Source organism: Pseudomonas reactans (assembly GCF_013387025.1).
Classification (GTDB): Bacteria; Pseudomonadota; Gammaproteobacteria; order Pseudomonadales; family Pseudomonadaceae; genus Aquipseudomonas; species Aquipseudomonas reactans.
On record NZ_JACAQP010000001.1, the window covers coordinates 212,488 to 229,116 of the forward strand.

General features: G+C 62.0%; 15 protein-coding genes. 9 read left to right on the top strand and 6 right to left on the bottom strand.

Annotated elements, in window-relative coordinates; genetic code table 11:
- The first annotated feature begins 72 nt into the window (after positions 1-72).
- The 4 genes from HX793_RS00950 to HX793_RS00965 all read left to right on the top strand — a co-directional run bounded on the left by HX793_RS00950 (position 73) and on the right by HX793_RS00965 (position 5,717).
- Positions 73-1,236 carry an isovaleryl-CoA dehydrogenase gene (locus tag HX793_RS00950; RefSeq protein WP_038844098.1) on the top strand — a complete coding sequence of 388 codons (1,164 nt, stop codon included), beginning with the start codon at positions 73-75 and terminating at the stop codon, positions 1,234-1,236.
- Between the two features lie 11 nt (positions 1,237-1,247).
- Positions 1,248-2,855, top strand: a complete 1,608-nt coding sequence (locus HX793_RS00955) for a carboxyl transferase domain-containing protein (RefSeq protein WP_177094243.1) — start codon at positions 1,248-1,250, stop codon at positions 2,853-2,855.
- A gap of 133 nt (positions 2,856-2,988) precedes the next feature.
- Positions 2,989-3,795: a gamma-carboxygeranoyl-CoA hydratase gene (locus tag HX793_RS00960; RefSeq protein WP_016976156.1), complete on the top strand. Its 807-nt coding sequence runs from the start codon at positions 2,989-2,991 to the stop codon at positions 3,793-3,795.
- Positions 3,792-5,717 carry an acetyl/propionyl/methylcrotonyl-CoA carboxylase subunit alpha gene (locus HX793_RS00965; RefSeq protein ID WP_177060587.1) on the top strand — a complete coding sequence of 642 codons (1,926 nt, stop codon included), beginning with the start codon at positions 3,792-3,794 and terminating at the stop codon, positions 5,715-5,717. Before HX793_RS00960 ends, HX793_RS00965 begins: the two co-directional genes overlap by 4 nt.
- Here the strand turns inward: HX793_RS00965 and HX793_RS00970 are convergent.
- Positions 5,714-6,346 (bottom strand): LexA family protein, encoded by a 633-nt coding sequence (locus tag HX793_RS00970; protein WP_177094241.1) that lies wholly within the window; start codon positions 6,344-6,346, stop codon positions 5,714-5,716. The genes HX793_RS00965 and HX793_RS00970 overlap by 4 nt on opposite strands.
- A gap of 132 nt (positions 6,347-6,478) precedes the next feature.
- On the opposite strand from HX793_RS00970, the gene HX793_RS00975 reads away from it, so the two are divergent.
- Together HX793_RS00975 and HX793_RS00980 are read left to right on the top strand one after the other, a co-directional pair.
- Complete coding sequence (locus HX793_RS00975; protein ID WP_016976153.1) at positions 6,479-6,820, top strand: DUF6124 family protein; 342 nt, start codon at positions 6,479-6,481, stop codon at positions 6,818-6,820.
- A gap of 466 nt (positions 6,821-7,286) precedes the next feature.
- The gene (locus HX793_RS00980) at positions 7,287-8,438 is read left to right on the top strand and encodes a M14 family metallopeptidase (protein WP_177050728.1); all 1,152 of its coding nucleotides are present in this window, start codon (positions 7,287-7,289) and stop codon (positions 8,436-8,438) included.
- A 50-nt stretch (positions 8,439-8,488) separates the two neighbouring features.
- Here HX793_RS00980 and HX793_RS00985 read toward each other — a convergent pair whose 3' ends face one another.
- Positions 8,489-8,950: a winged helix-turn-helix transcriptional regulator gene (locus HX793_RS00985; protein WP_177050729.1), complete on the bottom strand. Its 462-nt coding sequence runs from the start codon at positions 8,948-8,950 to the stop codon at positions 8,489-8,491.
- Positions 8,951-9,049: 99 nt separating this feature from the next.
- On the opposite strand from HX793_RS00985, the gene HX793_RS00990 reads away from it, so the two are divergent.
- Positions 9,050-10,321 (top strand): MFS transporter, encoded by a 1,272-nt coding sequence (locus tag HX793_RS00990; RefSeq protein WP_177094239.1) that lies wholly within the window; start codon positions 9,050-9,052, stop codon positions 10,319-10,321.
- Here the strand turns inward: HX793_RS00990 and HX793_RS00995 are convergent.
- A complete protein-coding gene (locus tag HX793_RS00995; RefSeq protein WP_177050731.1) occupies positions 10,223-10,762 on the bottom strand; it encodes a cytochrome b in 540 nt (179 codons plus the stop codon). The genes HX793_RS00990 and HX793_RS00995 overlap by 99 nt on opposite strands.
- On the bottom strand, positions 10,759-11,841 hold the full coding sequence (locus HX793_RS01000; protein WP_177094237.1) for a catalase family peroxidase: 1,083 nt from the start codon (positions 11,839-11,841) through the stop codon (positions 10,759-10,761). The genes HX793_RS00995 and HX793_RS01000 overlap by 4 nt, the downstream gene beginning before the upstream one ends.
- 167 nt (positions 11,842-12,008) lie before the next feature.
- Here HX793_RS01000 and HX793_RS01005 point away from each other — a divergent pair, with 167 nt between their 5' ends.
- Together HX793_RS01005 and HX793_RS01010 are read left to right on the top strand one after the other, a co-directional pair.
- A complete protein-coding gene (locus HX793_RS01005) occupies positions 12,009-12,515 on the top strand; it encodes an RNA polymerase sigma factor (protein ID WP_122729159.1) in 507 nt (168 codons plus the stop codon).
- The gene (locus HX793_RS01010) at positions 12,512-13,249 is read left to right on the top strand and encodes an anti-sigma factor family protein (protein WP_177094235.1); all 738 of its coding nucleotides are present in this window, start codon (positions 12,512-12,514) and stop codon (positions 13,247-13,249) included. Before HX793_RS01005 ends, HX793_RS01010 begins: the two co-directional genes overlap by 4 nt.
- Here HX793_RS01010 and HX793_RS01015 read toward each other — a convergent pair.
- Together HX793_RS01015 and HX793_RS01020 are read right to left on the bottom strand one after the other, a co-directional pair.
- The gene (locus HX793_RS01015; RefSeq protein WP_177050734.1) at positions 13,246-14,223 is read right to left on the bottom strand and encodes a Csu type fimbrial protein; all 978 of its coding nucleotides are present in this window, start codon (positions 14,221-14,223) and stop codon (positions 13,246-13,248) included. The two genes, HX793_RS01010 and HX793_RS01015, sit on opposite strands and share 4 nt — an antisense overlap.
- Positions 14,220-16,514 carry a fimbria/pilus outer membrane usher protein gene (locus HX793_RS01020; protein ID WP_177094233.1) on the bottom strand — a complete coding sequence of 765 codons (2,295 nt, stop codon included), beginning with the start codon at positions 16,512-16,514 and terminating at the stop codon, positions 14,220-14,222. Before HX793_RS01020 ends, HX793_RS01015 begins: the two co-directional genes overlap by 4 nt.
- Positions 16,515-16,629: the final 115 nt, after the last annotated feature.

Sequence of the window (16,629 nt, forward strand, 5' to 3'; positions counted from 1 at the left end):
AACGTAAAGGTGAGCGCCCTCCCCTGGCGCACCCTCCACACAAAAACAACGCTCACATTAAGGTGCCTGTCCATGAGTTACCCGTCCCTGAACTTCGCCCTCGGTGAAACCATCGACATGCTGCGCGACCAGGTGCAGTCCTTCGTGAGCAAGGAAATCGCACCGCGTGCGGCACAGATCGACAGTGACAACCTGTTCCCCGCCGATCTGTGGCAGAAATTCGGCGACATGGGCCTGCTGGGCATCACCGTCCCTGAAGAGTACGGCGGCGCCGGCCTGGGCTACCTGGCCCACGTGGTGGCGATGGAAGAGATCAGCCGTGGCTCGGCCTCGGTGGCGTTGTCCTACGGCGCGCACTCCAACCTGTGTGTGAACCAGATCAACCGCAACGGTAACCACGCACAGAAACTCAAGTACCTTCCCAAACTCCTCAGCGGCGAACACGTCGGCGCCCTGGCCATGAGCGAGCCGAATGCCGGTTCCGATGTGGTCTCGATGAAACTGCGCGCGGACAAACGCGGCGATCACTACGTGCTCAACGGCAGCAAGACCTGGATCACCAATGGCCCCGACGCCAGCACCTACGTGATCTACGCCAAGACTGACCTGGAGAAAGGCCCTCACGGCATCACCGCCTTCATCGTCGAGCGTGACTGGAAAGGCTTCAGCCGCAGCAACAAGTTCGACAAGCTGGGCATGCGCGGCTCCAACACCTGCGAGCTGTTTTTCGATGACGTTGAAGTCCCCGAAGAAAACATCCTCGGCGTGCTCAACGGTGGCGTGAAAGTGCTGATGAGCGGCCTGGACTACGAACGCGTGGTGCTGTCCGGCGGCCCCACCGGGATCATGCAAGCCTGCATGGACCTGATCGTGCCTTATATCCACGACCGCAAGCAGTTCGGCCAGAGCATCGGCGAATTCCAGCTGATCCAGGGTAAGGTCGCCGACATGTACACCCAGCTCAACGCCAGTCGCGCCTATCTGTACGCTGTGGCCCAGGCTTGCGAGCGTGGCGAAACCACACGCAAGGACGCGGCCGGGGTGATCCTCTACAGCGCCGAACGCGCCACACAGATGGCCCTCGACGCGATCCAGATCCTGGGCGGTAACGGCTATATCAATGAATTCCCTGCCGGCCGCCTGCTGCGCGACGCCAAGCTGTATGAAATCGGCGCCGGCACCAGTGAGATCCGCCGGATGCTGATCGGTCGCGAACTCTTCAACGAAACCCGCTGAAGGAGCGCACCATGGCCACCTTGCATACCCAACTCAACCCACGTTCGGCGGAGTTTGCCGCCAACAGCGCGGCGATGCGCCAACAGGTCGACGCCCTGCACAACCTGCTCGCCCACGTGCAGCAAGGCGGCGGCGCCAAGGCCCAGGAGCGGCACACCTCACGCGGCAAACTGTTGCCCCGCGAGCGCATCAACCGTTTGCTCGACCCCGGCTCGCCGTTCCTTGAACTCAGCCAACTGGCCGCCCATCAGGTGTATGGCGAAGACGTGCCTGCCGCCGGGATGATTGCCGGGATCGGTCGGGTGGAAGGCGTCGAGTGCATGATCGTCGCCAACGACGCGACGGTGAAAGGCGGCTCCTACTACCCGCTCACCGTGAAAAAACACCTGCGCGCCCAGACGATCGCCGAGCAGAACCGCCTGCCGTGCATCTACCTGGTGGACTCCGGCGGCGCCAACCTGCCGCGTCAGGATGAAGTGTTCCCCGACCGCGAACACTTCGGGCGGATCTTCTTCAACCAGGCCAACATGAGCGCCCAAGGCATCCCGCAGATCGCGGTGGTGATGGGCTCGTGCACCGCCGGTGGCGCCTACGTGCCGGCCATGGCCGACGAAGCAATCATGGTGCGCCAGCAAGCCACCATCTTCCTCGCCGGTCCGCCGCTGGTGAAGGCTGCAACCGGTGAAGTGGTGAGTGCTGAAGATCTGGGCGGGGCCGATGTGCACTGCAAGATCTCCGGCGTGGCCGACCACTATGCCGACAGCGATGAACACGCGCTGGCGCTGGCTCGGCGCAGCGTGGCCAACCTCAATTGGCGCAAACAAGGCGAACTGCTGCAACGCACACCGGTCGCGCCGCTGTACAGCAGCGAAGAGTTGTATGGCGTGATCCCGGCCGATGCCAAGCAGCCCTTTGATGTGCGCGAAGTGATCGCAAGGCTGGTGGACGGCTCGGTGTTCGATGAGTTCAAGGCGCTGTTCGGCACCACCTTGGTATGTGGCTTTGGGCATCTGCATGGCTACCCGATTGCGATCCTGGCCAACAACGGCATCCTGTTTGCCGAAGCCGCGCAAAAAGGCGCGCACTTTATCGAACTGGCCTGCCAGCGTGGCATTCCGCTGCTGTTCCTGCAGAACATCACCGGGTTCATGGTCGGCCAGAAATACGAAGCCGGTGGCATCGCCAAGCACGGCGCCAAGCTGGTCACCGCAGTGGCCTGCGCCAAGGTACCGAAGTTCACAGTGATCATCGGCGGCAGCTTTGGCGCCGGGAACTATGGCATGTGCGGTCGCGCCTATGACCCGCGTTTCCTGTGGATGTGGCCGAATGCACGCATCGGCGTGATGGGCGCCGAACAGGCGGCCGGCGTGCTGGTGCAGGTCAAGCGCGAGCAGGCTGAACGCGCAGGCACTGGGTTCAGCGCCGAAGAAGAGGCCGCCATCAAGCAGCCGATCCTCGACCAGTACGAAACCCAGGGCCACCCCTACTACTCCAGCGCGCGCCTGTGGGACGACGGTGTGATTGACCCGTTGCAGACCCGAGACGTACTGGCCCTGGCGTTGTCCGCCTCGCTGAATGCCCCCATCGAGCCGAGCCGCTTCGGCGTGTTCCGCATGTAACCTGTAGGAGCGAGCTTGCTCGCGAAGATCGTCAACGATGACGCGGGAATTCTGGATGAGCGCGTTGATTGGACGTTTTTCGCGAGCAAGCTCGCTCCTACAGGAGACCTCTTATCATCATGGAGCTCCTTGCATGAGCGATTTCAACACCCTCGAACTGATCACCGACCGCCGTGGCTTTGCCACGCTGTGGCTCAGTCGTGAAGCCAAGAACAACGCGTTCAACGCCGAGATGATCCGCGAACTGATCATCGCCCTCGACCAGGTGCAAGGTGATCCGTCCCTGCGCTTTCTGGTGCTGCGTGGGCGCGGCAAGCATTTCAGCGCCGGGGCCGACCTGGCCTGGATGCAGCAATCGGCTGAGCTGGACTACCACACCAACCTGGATGATGCCCGTGAGTTGGCCGAGTTGATGTACAACCTGGCCAAACTGAAAATCCCGACCCTGGCGGTGGTGCAAGGCGCGGCCTACGGCGGCGCGCTCGGCTTGATCAGTTGCTGCGACATGGCGATTGGCGCGGACGATGCGCAGTTCTGCCTGTCGGAAGTACGTATCGGCCTGGCGCCTGCGGTGATCAGCCCGTTCGTGGTGCAGGCCATCGGCGAGCGCGCAGCACGGCGCTATGCGCTGACCGCTGAGCGCTTTGGTGGCCAGCGGGCACGGGAGATCGGTTTGTTGGCGGAAAGCTATCCCGTCGGCGAGCTGGATCAACAGGTCGAACAGTGGATTGCCAACCTGTTGCAAAACAGCCCGGCGGCCATGCGCGCCAGCAAGGACTTGCTGCGCGAAGTGGGCCACGGCGCCCTCACCCCGGCCCTGCGCCGCTATTGCGAAAATGCCATCGCGCGCATCCGTGTCAGCGCCGAAGGCCAGGAAGGCCTGCGCGCCTTCCTGCAAAAACGTCCACCCAGCTGGCAATCGCAGGAGCCGCGTTCATGAGCACGTTGACGACCCTACTGGTGGCCAACCGGGGCGAGATTGCTTGCCGAGTGATGCGCACCGCCAAGGCCATGGGCCTGACCACCGTGGCGGTGCACAGCGCCACTGACCGCGATGCGCGCCACAGCCGTGAGGCGGATATCCGCGTCGACCTGGGCGGCAGCAAGGCCACTGACAGCTACCTGCAAATCGACAAACTGATCGCTGCAGCCCAGGCCAGCGGCGCCCAGGCGATCCATCCGGGTTACGGCTTTTTGTCGGAGAACGCCGGTTTTGCCCGTGCGATTGAAGCGGCCGGGTTGATCTTCCTCGGCCCGCCCGCCTCGGCCATCGATGCCATGGGCAGCAAGTCGGCCGCCAAGGCCTTGATGGAAACCGCTGGCGTGCCGCTGGTGCCGGGTTACCACGGCGAAGCCCAGGACCTGGAGACCTTCCGCGCAGCCTGCGAGCGCATCGGCTATCCCGTGCTGCTCAAGGCTACGGCGGGCGGCGGCGGCAAGGGCATGAAGGTGGTCGAGGAGGTCAGCCAGTTGGCCGAAGCCCTGGCCTCGGCACAGCGCGAGGCACTGTCGTCCTTCGGCAATGGGCAGATGTTGGTGGAAAAGTACCTGCTCAAGCCACGCCATGTGGAGATCCAGGTGTTTGCCGATCAGCATGGACATTGTCTGTACCTCAATGAACGTGACTGCTCGATCCAGCGTCGTCACCAGAAGGTCGTCGAAGAGGCGCCAGCACCGGGACTGAGTGTTGAACAGCGCAAGGCCATGGGCGAAGCCGCCGTGCGTGCGGCGCAGGCCATCGGCTATGTCGGTGCAGGCACCGTGGAGTTCCTGCTGGACGCGCGTGGCGAATTCTTCTTCATGGAGATGAACACGCGGCTGCAAGTGGAGCACCCGGTGACCGAGGCAATCACCGGCCTGGACCTGGTGGCCTGGCAGATTCGTGTCGCCCAGGGCGAGGCGCTGCCGATCACCCAGGAGCAGGTGCCGCTGATCGGCCATGCCATCGAAGTGCGGCTGTATGCCGAAGACCCGGCCAATGACTTCCTGCCCGCCACCGGGCACTTGGCGCTGTACCGCGAATCAGCACCGGGCCCCGGGCGCCGCGTGGACAGCGGCGTGGAGCAAGGCGACAGCGTGTCGCCGTTCTACGACCCCATGCTCGGCAAGCTGATTGCCTGGGGTGAAGACCGTGAACAGGCGCGGTTGCGATTGCTGGCCATGCTGGATGAGTGTGCCATCGGCGGGCTGAAGACCAACCTGGGCTTTTTGCGGCGCATTATCGGCCACCCGGCGTTTGCAGCGGCTGAGTTGGATACCGGGTTTATTCCGCGTTATCAGAATGAGTTGCTGCCGGTGCCTGGAGAACTGAGTGACGAGTTCTGGCAGACGGCCGCCTCAGCATTCATCCAGAGCTTGCCGGCGGAAAATGGACCTTGGGCAGACAAGCGCGGATTTCGCGCCGGGCTACCTGCCGAGGTTTCACTGCACTTGAGCTGCAATGGCCAGGATCGATTGGTGACGCTGGCGGCTGAGGCGCCACAGCTGCGAGGCGAACAGTTGCTGGTTGAGCAACAGGGCGTGCGTCGCAGCCATCTGGCAGTTCGCAGCGAAGGCACTGTATTTTTGCGCTGGGGCGGCGAGATGCAGGGCGTGACACTGTTCGACCCGATTGCGGCGGTTGAGGCCAACCAGTCCCATCAAGGCGGCCTGACCGCGCCGATGAACGGCAGTATCGTGCGGGTGCTGGTGGAGGTGGGTCAAAACGTTGAGGCCGGCACGCAACTGGTGGTGCTGGAGGCCATGAAGATGGAACACAGCATCCGCGCGCCTCAAGCCGGGGTGGTCAAGGCGTTGTTCTGCCAGGAAGGCGAAATGGTTGCAGAAGGTTGCGCGTTGGTGGAACTCGAAGCGAACGGCTAGAACTTCGCAATGGCTTGAACAACGACACCCAGAATGTGGCAGTCATCAGTGAATGGCTGCTTTGGGTAGGTGGGATTGAGCGGCACCAGGTAGAGCTGGCCGCTTTCTTCCCGCAACTGGCGGAAGGTCGCCTGAGGCGTGGCGGCCCATTGGGCAACCACCAGTTTGCCGGGTTCGGCCTTGATGACCGGGTCGACCAGGATGAGCATGCCTGCGCTGATGCTCAAGCCGCTGGGCGCGGTCATGGCGTCGCCGCTGACCGGCAGCCAGAACGCATCGCCCTGGGCAGGGTAATCGGTGAGTTCGAAGCGGTCAGCGCCATAGGCCGCACGCTCTTCGCGGACCTCGCACAGCCCTTTCCAACCGCTGACCGGGTAGCGAAAATACGGGCTGTAATTCTTCTGCGCAGGTGCGTCCTCCGCCCGCTCACGAATGTCCAGCGCGACTTCCAGGTACCCCAGCCCCAACGCCGCCAACACCCGGTTCATGTCCACCACACTCGGCGCACGGCGCTTGTTGAGCCAATGGCCAACGCCGCCTTGAGACATGCCCAGACGCTCAGCCAATTCACCCTGCGTGACCTTGCGGTCTTCCATGTTGGCCTTGACCAACGCTATCCAGTTATCCATGGACGCTGACAATACGTCACGCAGTTTCCAGGGCAATAAACAGTTTGTAGTAATCCATAAAACGACATAAATACGATACGTACTATCATCAGAGATAAGGTTTTCGACACCCATAACAGAGTACCGCCCCTTATGACCACCAGCCCGTACCTCCTGCCCGAAATCCCTGAAGATCACGACCTGCGCAGCAGTGGCGCCGCCCAGCGCGCACTGGACTTTTACTTGAAAGAAGAGATGTCGGCCGCAGCCCCCGACGACGTCCTCTTCGCCATCAAGCCAGGCATCAGCCCGGAAGAAGCCCTGGTGCACGCCTCGGACCTGTTGCGCAGCGCCGCCGCTACGGCCTATGAGTCAGCGAGCAGCCATCAGGGCAATCATCGTGACCTGGCGTTTTCGGTGGTGTATTTGATTGATATGGCGAAGGCGATGGTGGAGCGGTCGTTGCAGGTGCCAGCGGCTCAAGCGAACGGATAACAGGCGCAGAAGAAAAATATTTCTATCTCACGGATAAAAACATTTGACTTGCAAATGATAATGATTATTATTGGACCTAGCTGATCGCGAGATCAGTCGATAGACCAAGGGACCTTAGGTCGGACTCTTGGATTATCTCCTCATCAGGCTAATCACGGTTTTTGACCCGGCTCTTTGGCCGGGTCTTTTTTTTGCCAGTTTCCCTGGCATGGCTTCAGGCTAATGAAGACTGTGTGTTGCTCAATGGCGCGCATGGTAGCAAAAGACCATCGCCAAAAGAAAGTCAGTCGAACGCTCTAGTCCAAACCTTTGCGAAATAGCGCTTGAGAATCAATCTCATAGATTCTAAGCTGCTGCGGCGTCAAGGATGACGCCCCCTTCCCCCGTGCAACAATTTTGCATCCAGTCTTTACCAGACTCCTGTGTAATATAGCCGCCACAACACTCATATTCAGGCAAGCAGACTATGACCGTGGCCTTGACCTCCATCAGGATCAGCACCGACTTTGACAGTGGCAATATTCAGGTACTGGATGCCAGTGACTCCTATCAACTGCTGCTGGCGATCAAACCCGACACCCGTAGCCAACATTTCCAATGGTTCCACTTCAAGGCCGAAGGCATGCACGTGGGCCACACCCACACGTTTCGCCTGAGCAATGCGAGCCAGTCCTCTTACCCGCACGCGTGGAGCGGCTACAACGCCGTAGCGTCCTACGACCATATCAATTGGTTTCGGGTACCCTCGCGCTTTGATGGGGAAATCCTGCATATCAGCCTTGAGACCCGCGAGAAGCAAGCCTGGATTGCCTATTTCGAACCCTACAGCCGTGAGCGTCATGACTGGCTGATCGAGCAGGCCTTGAGCCGCGCCGACACCCAGTTGTTGGCCACCGGTAAAAGTGTCGAAGGCCGTGATATCCCACTGCTGCGTCGCGGCAAAGGTGGCGAAGGCCGCCGCAAAGTCTGGATCATCGCCCAACAGCATCCCGGCGAACACATGGCCGAATGGTTTATGGAAGGCATCATCGAACGCCTGCAACAAGACGGTGACGCCGAGTTGAAAAAACTGCTGAAAGTCGCCGACCTGTACTTGGTGCCCAACATGAACCCGGACGGCGCGTTCCATGGCCACCTGCGCACCAACGCCATGGGTCAGGACCTCAACCGCGCCTGGCAGAACGCCAGCCAGGAGATCAGCCCGGAAGTGCTGTTCGTGCAACAGCAGATGGAAAAGTACGGCGTCGACCTGTTCCTCGATATCCACGGCGACGAGGAAATACCCTATGTTTTCACCGCCGGCTGCGAAGGCAACCCCGGCTACACACCGCGCATCGAGATGCTGGAAAAACACTTCCGCAGCCACTTGAGCGCCCTGACCCGCGACTTCCAGACCACCTACGGCTACACCCGCGACCTGCCAGGCGAAGCCAACATGACACTGGCGTGCAATGCCGTCGGCCAGCAGTACGACTGCCTGTCCCTGACCCTGGAAATGCCCTTCAAGGACAACGACGATGCCCCCAACGCGCTCACCGGTTGGTCAGGTAAACGTTCGATGCAACTGGGTAAGGATGTGTTGAGCAGCGTGGCCGATATCGTCGACGTGTTGCGCTAAAACTGTGGCGAGCAAGCTCGCTCGCCACAAAAGCTCACTCACCACACCCTTCAAACCTTGAGTAGCTCCCCCGCCGGCACCCGCCGACAATCCTCGGGCCCCAGCAACCTGCCATCAGCCGAGCGCAGCTCCAGCGCTCGCAGCGGCGCGCCGTGTGCGCTGTCCACCATCACCGAATGCGCCTCGCCTTCCCCGTAGAAAAAACCCTCGCCCCACTGCCGCAACCCGACGATCACGTTGAACAGGCCCTGGCCCTTTTCCGTCAGGGCGTATTCCTGATAAGCGCTGCCATCCGACGCCGGCACGATCTCCAGCACGCCATGGGCCACCAGGCTGCGCAAGCGCGTGGACAAGATGTTTTTGGCCATGCCCAGGCTGCGTTGGAACTCACCAAACCGGCGAATCCCATCAAACGCGTCGCGAATGATCAGCAGCGACCAGCCATCGCCAATCGCATCCAGCGAGCGCGCCACCGGGCATTCGGCGCTTTCAAAGCGGGTGAGCTTGACCATTGAGGGCTGCCTGTCGTCGACCAATAATGTAGTTGCAATATAAAACCAGAATCCTTACCGTACAACTGGTTTCATTTTAAAACCACAAAGGATATCCCCATGCCTTCCGCCCCCTTGAGTAACAAAGTGGTGGTGCTGTTCGCCATCGCCTGCGGCCTGTCGGTGGCCAATGTCTACTACGCCCAGCCGTTGCTTGACGCCATGGCACAAACCTTCGCCATGGACCACGCCACCGTCGGCATCATCATCGCCCTCACTCAGGTCGGCTATGGCGTGGGCCTGCTGTTGCTGGTGCCACTCGGGGACTTGCTCAACCGGCGCAGCCTGATTGTCAGCCAACTGCTGCTCTCCACCCTGGCCGTGCTGATGGTGGGATTGTCCTCAAGCGGTTTCTGGCTGTTGGCTGGCATGTTGCTGACCGGGCTGCTGGCGGTGGTAGCCCAGGTGCTGGTGGCATTGGCGGCTCACTTGGCGTCGCCGGAACAGCGCGGGCATGTGGTGGGGTTGGTCACCAGCGGTATCGTGGTCGGTTTGCTGCTGGCCCGCTCGGTGTCCGGCGCGATGGCAGACCTGGCGGGGTGGCGCTCGGTTTACCTGCTATCAGCGGGCTTGACGCTATTGATGGCCATCTTGCTGTGGCGCGTGCTGCCAAACACCGAACAACCGCGCGCCACCGGCACTTATGGCGCGTTGATCCGCTCGGTCTTCAGCTTGTTCAAGGAGGAAAAAGTCCTACGTGACCGCGCCGTGCTGGCGATGTTGATTTTCGCCGCAGGCACTGTCTTGTGGACACCGCTGGTGCTGCCCTTGAGCGCCCCGCCGCTGTCGCTTTCCCACACAGAAATCGGCTTGTTCGGACTCGCCGGCGCCGCCGGAGCACTTGGCGCTGCCCACGCCGGGCGCTTGGCCGACAAAGGCTTTGCCCAGTGGACCAGCGGCACGGCCCTGCTGCTGATGTTGCTGTCCTGGGTCGCCATCGGCTTTACCCAATCATCGTTGTGGGCATTAGTGCTCGGCGTGATTGTGTTCGATCTGGGCCTGCAAGCCGTGCATGTCACCAGCCAGAGCCTGATCTACGCCGTGCGCCCCGACGCCCAGAGCCGGCTGGTAGCCGGCTACATGCTGTTTTACTCAGTGGGCAGTGCGCTGGGCTCCATCAGCGCAACCGCCCTGTATGCCAGGGCCGGTTGGATCGGGGTGTGCGGCCTCGGTGCCGCCATCAACCTGCTGGCGCTGGTCTACTGGCTGGCCACACTCCCCCCCAAACCTGTTTCAGTTCTTGCTGCCGGTCATGCTTTGCAGCACGCCGTCACGGCGGATCAACCCATGGAACAATGCCGCCGCCAGGTGCAACAGCACTGTCAGGAATAGCAGATAGGCCAGGAACCCATGCGCCCTGCGCAACACCGCGAACAACGGCGCGTTCGCCCCCACCAGCGCCGGCAACTGCACCGAACTGCTGAGCATCACCGGGTCGCCCGCCGCCGAAATCATCGCCCAGCCCAGCAACGGCAAGACCAGCATCAGGGCATACAACACCAGGTGGGAAGCTTTGGCCGCCAGCGCTTGCCACAGCGGCAAGTCGGCAGGCAACGGCGGTTGGCGCGTGGAAAAGCGCACGACCAAACGCACGATCACCAAGGCCAGGATCGCGATACCCAACGGCTTGTGCAGGTGGATCAACCATTCATGGCGCTCTGAAACAGAAGCCGCCAGGCCCGCGCCGATAAACAGCATGGCGATGACCATCAGCGCCATCAGCCAGTGCAGCAGGCGCGCCAGGGGTGCGAAAAACCGCGGTTGGGCATTCATGGTTTCGACTCCTGAAGGGCGCTGTGCAACGGGCTGACTTCACCGGCGCGACGCAGGTACGAACTGGCGTACGCCGCCGAGCGAGCTGCCAGCAACGGGTCGTTGGAGGCTTGGATGCCACTGGGCAGAATCAGTGGATCGAAGTTGATATCGCGGCAATCCCCATCCGCCTGCGGCTGGCTGCTTTGCAGCACCAGGGTGCCGGCGTTGATGACTTTATGCTCGCCGGTCCAGGCCTTGCTCGCATCGTCCACCGGGTCGCCGGGGTTGGCCAGCGTCATGTTCAACTGCCAGCGCAACGGCCCGGTCGCCAGGCGCTGTATCAGGTCCTTTTCCAGGAAATCACTGCCGGCAGGTGCGGTATCGCCCGCCGCATCCTGGCTCTGCGGCACCACGCCCCAACGCACGGCCTGGCGCTTGCCATCGGCCCCTACCAGGAAGAACGCGTTGATACCGTTGTAAGTTTCGGTCGCATAACTGGCCGAAGGCTTGGCGGTCTTGACCCACGCCAGGAACGGCGCAGTCTCGGGATGAGCGGCAAAAAATGCCGGCATGCTCGCCGGGTCCGGCTTGCCAGTGGCAGGCTGCGGCGCACCGGCCTTGAGCATTTGGTAGAACGCCTCGGGCGTGCCGACCGGGAACACTGGCATGCTGTTCATGCCGGTGCGCCACTGCTGGCCATTGACCTGGCTGAACTGCACGGCAAAACTGCGGATCGGCACACTGTTGTCCGGCGCGTAGGGGTTCCCGCTCGGCAAGGCGAACCGTCCGATCAACGGCGTCTTGGCCTCGCTGAACACCTGGGCGCTGGAGTAGGCACGGGCTTCGGCACTGCTCTCGAAATACCCGGCCACGCACACACCCTTGGCGTGGTTACGCCGGAAGCCAGGGTGCACGCCGTTGTTGGTTTCCAAGGCATTGACCAGGGTTTTCGGGCGCAGGCGCTGTGGGTCTAGGGTGCCGTTGACGTAGGCAAAAGCCCCCGCCATAACCGCAACCACGGCACCGATACCTGCCAGGCGCGCGATCAGGCTCGCAGTGCTCAGCGGAGGACGGGGCGGTGATGAGTGATCTACCATGAAGGAACTCCAGGGCCAAAGGCCTTAGGGGTAAATATAAGGTCGGAGCATTAAGACGAATGCCGATCGGCTCTATTCCCTGGCCTTTGATTTATTTCCCAGGATCGGGAATAACCGTTCACGCCGCACGTCTCTCTAGTCCCAGCGTAGTGACCAGCCAGATTCCCATGCATGAACTCGACGAACAGTTACGTGAACTCATCCCCAGGCTGCGGCGTTTTGCCGTGTCCCTGACCCGTAACGCCAGCAGCGCCGACGACCTGGTGCAGTCGACCCTGGAGCGGGCGATCATCAGTTGGGCCGACAAACGCGTCGAAGGCGACTTGCGCGCCTGGCTGTTTTCGATCCTCTACCGGCAGTTCCTCGATGCCCACCGCCGCACCCGGCGTTATGCGCGCATGCTGGAATTCTTCACCGGACGCGACGATGCACAGCCGTCGGTGGAACGCACGGTGATCGCCCAAGCGACCCTGCAAGCCTTCGATCAACTCAACACCGAGCAGCGCGCGTTGCTGCTGTGGGTTTCGGTCGAAGGCCTGAGCTACAAGGAAATCGCCGAGATCCTTGAGGTGCCCATCGGCACCGTGATGTCGCGCCTGTCCCGGGCGCGCCAAGCCCTGCGTCAACTCAGTGATGGCGAAATTGCCAGCCCTTCCCTGCGGATACTCAAATGATCAGCCTGCCCCCCAGCGAACACGATTTGCATGCCTACGTCGATCACCAACTGCTGGAGAGTGATCGCCGCGTGCTTGAAACCTACTTGGCCGCCCACCCGGATGTCGCCGCCCAGGTCCACGCCTGGCAACACGATGCGCAGTTGCTGCGTGCCGCGCTGGGCGGCGCCCTGCAACAGCCGGCCAACCCAGACCTGGATCCGGCACTGATCCGCCAGCGCATCAAGCGTCAATCACGACGCCACTTGGCTACAGCCGCCGTACTGCTGATCGCCATCAGCCTCGGCGGTGTCGGTGGCTGGCACGCCCGTGAAGCCACCCAGCCGGCCCAACTGCCGATGGCCGATGCGATGCAGGCGTTCCGCTTGTTTGCCCAAGACGGCATCATGCCCGCCGACTACAAAGTGCAGGGCAGTGGCACGATGCAGGCCTGGCTCGACCGCTACTTCAACCAGGCCCATCGCCTACCCGACTTGAGCGCTTCCGGATTCACACCGGTCAGTGGGCGTTTGCTCACCACCGAGCAAGGCGCTGCTGCCATGGTGCTGTATGAAGACCCGCAAGGCCGGCGCATCAGTTTCTACATCCGCCCACCAGGACCGGAAAACGGTTTCCTGCCAAGGGGCAGCCGCAGTGCCGATGGTCTGCAGGCGCAGTACTGGTCCGGCGCAGGCTACAACTACGCGGTGGTCAGCCCGGTGGATCAGCCTGCCCCGCCGCTGCTGACGTTCTAGAAACCCACATCGAGTACCACGTTGTCCACATAGGTGCCGCCGGGGGGCGTGCTCTGGTCGGTGTAGATCCGGGCGTTGTAATTGAACACCTGGCTACCGGTGCCCAGGCCATTGCCGGGATTGATCTCGGCGGTGGAGCTGGCGCGCCGTGCAGCACCGACGCTGCCCCAGCGCGTAGTGCCGGCGCTTTTGAAGATGTCATACGCCAGGTAGTTGCTGCCCGAGATCATCCGCCGCCGACCGCCCACGCTGACGGCGTTCTGGCCGTCGCTCAACCCTACGCTGTAGGCACTGCCCTTGGTGCAGGCAATATTGATGGTCTGCCCGGTCACGGCGGTAAATCCGCTGATGACCGGGGCGCTGCCAAAGCTGATGTTGGGCGCGGTGATCTGGCAGTCGTTGGTGACCGTCATGCTCACTGTCAGGGTCGCCACCGGCGGGTTGGAACTCTTGTCGCGCGCGAGGCATACATTGCCCAGGCTCAGGAGTGAGCAATAGTCCCAACTCCAGACAATGTTCAAGGTCTCGGTATAGACCCCCGCCGCCACGTTGCTGCCGGTAATGCTCCCGACATACAACGGCAGGGTTTTGGCACCGGGCCCGGCGACCAAGCCAAAGGACGAGGCAATGCCATTGGTACCAAAATCGAAAGCCACCCCGCGGCTGATAGGGAAACTGGCGCTGTTATTGCCATAGATCGTGTAACCGATCACGTCTCCGGTCGGTCCCACCATACCTGACGTGGCCGAGGTAATAGTGGCAATGAAGTGATCGCTGCCCGGCACCAGTGCGATCAGGGTCGGCGTGCAGCGCAGCCCGGCATTGGCAGTGGAACTGCCTTGCACCGTCGTGTTCACCGTCATTGAGCTGACGGAGCCAAAACTGACCGGCGCGGTCGCCACCACCGAGCAAGCGGCCGACGCACTACCGCAGAGCAGCACACTGCCTATCAACGCAATGCAGCGCCCTCTCATTGGCACACCAACGGCCCGATCAACGGCACGCCCTGTTGCTGCTCGTCCATCTCGAACCGCGCCTGGCACGTACGCCCTTCACCCAACGTGACCTGCAACGTGTTATGGGCCGAGAGGTTTTCCAGGTACACCAGGCCATCCCAGCCCACCACCGCCTGTTGGCCGCTTTGCTCATGCACCACCAGGCTGCCGAGGGGCAATTCCTGATGCTGGGTGTCCACCAGCGTGACACTGGCCGCGAGCACTCGACGCAATGGAAACTCCAGCAGGTAACCGCTTCCACGGCGCACCGACACACGCTGCTCCACATTCGGGCTCTGCACGTTGAGCGGGAGGTTCAGCGGATCGATTTCATATTTGCCGCGGTAATACGCACTGCTCCAGGGCACCAGCAAGTGGCCGTTGCGATCGGTCTCGCCGACCAATTGGTTTTCATAGCGCACCGGAATCCCGGCGAAGCCCTGAGTACTCACCACCACAAACGCATCATTGATACGGTTGGCGGCAAACATATCGCCGCCCATCCACACCAGCGAACCACTGGCATCCGCCCAACGCGTCTCGGCGTCGCTGCTGCCGTACACACCGGCCTGCAACTGCACCGACTGCAAACGCCAGGTCAGGTCGGCCTGCCGGTACGCCGGACCATCACCCTGGGCGTAACCGAGGTTGTAACCCACCCCACCTTCACTGGGCACTGCGCGGCTGTAGTTGAGACGCTGGCGGCTGGCGCCATCCTTGCTGCGCTCGGTGCTCACGGCCAGGCTGCCGTTGAGGTCGAACGGGATGACCAGTTGCGCCTGCATCGCCCAGTTGCTGTCGCCGATCTCACGGTTGGCCGACAGGTAGAAACTGGTATTGCGCCACAGCGGCTTGCTCCAGCTCAGGTTGAGCAAGCGCGTGCGCGAATCGTCCGCTGCCTGCACATCAAAGTAACCCACGCCCAGGCTGCCGAAGCGCTCAAGGTTGAGGCTCAAGGTCACTTGCTCGCTGCGTTTGCTGAGGCTGGCATAGGGGGTGTCAACCAGGGTCAGGTCGGCGTACTCGTCGCGCCGTTCGACCCGCTGGTACGACAGGCTGTAGCGCGTGCTGTTGTAAGAATACCCCAGGCTCAGTTGCTGGCCGCCGCGCCCTTCGAACTGGCTTTGGCTGACGGCGGTGTTGAGCACGCCGAAGTTGCCCAGCCGCAGGTTGCCACCCAGGCCGCCGAGGGTCAGGTCACTGGAGGCTTCGGCGTGACTCTCCAGGGTCAGGTTGTCGGAAACACCATAACGGAAGGTGCCGCTGGCCACGCCAGGCCCGTAGGCGAAATCCTTCAAGGTGTATTCACGGCGCAAGGAACCGGCGGCCACCGAGAAATCCGTCAGGCCTTTTTGCAGCAGCGAACTCGTCACATAAAACGGCACCGTGGTTGACACTTGGCGACCCAGAGCGTCGGTGGTCACCACCACCGCCTCACCGGCGCCATTGATAAATGGGACGTTGGTCAGGGTGTAAGGCCCCGGTTGCAGTAGCGCACTGTCGGATTTGTAGCCGTTGATAAACAGGTCCACCGACGACGGCACCGCGGCCTCACCGGCAAATTGCGGCAAGGGGTAGGTCACCAGGTCCGGGCGCACGGCGAAGTCCCGTGAAAACTGCACCCCGCCCAGACGCACCGAGCTGCTCCAGGGCAAGGCGCCGCTGATCACGTCACCGGCCTCGTAGGTCAGCAGTCGTTCGTCATCGGAGAAACGCCAGGTGGTGTCATAGCGCCGGTAGCCGTTGTTGAAGGTACTGCTGCTGACGCCATCGGCCAGGGTCTGGCGGTATTGCCCGGTATTGGACAGGGTGCCCCAGTTGTCAAACAGCCGCACTTCGTTCCAGGCGGCGAGGTAGCTGCCGCCTTCGTCGGTGTCGTTGAAGTACAGGTCATAGTTGAGCAAAGCGCCGAAACTGCTCATCGCCTGGGTGCGCGGGTAGGTGTTGCGATTGCCGATGAACTGTTCCTTCAGCCATGTGGGCGGCACATCCAGCAACAGGCGTTGGCCATTGCTGTCGTAGTCACTGTGCAGGCCTGGGATGGTGTCCAACGCCACGCTGCCACTCAGTTCACCGGGCAGCTTCATGCCCACATCCTGCAACGCACTGGCGGGGACATAGAGTTGCCCGGCCCGTTGATCGACCGCGATGACGCGCCCGGTGTCCATCTGGTTGACCACCAGTTCCAGAAACAACTGTGCATCGGCGACAGCCTCCATACTGCTTGGCGGCGGCGGCAGGTCGCCAGCCACGCCCTGGGGCGCAACCATTGCAGCCCATAGCCCGCTTACCACTGCCACCGACGGCCATAGACGACGAGCCCGACCACGACTCACACATGGCGTTGTGTCCTTCAATGGACATCTCCATCCGTTTAAATCCCGG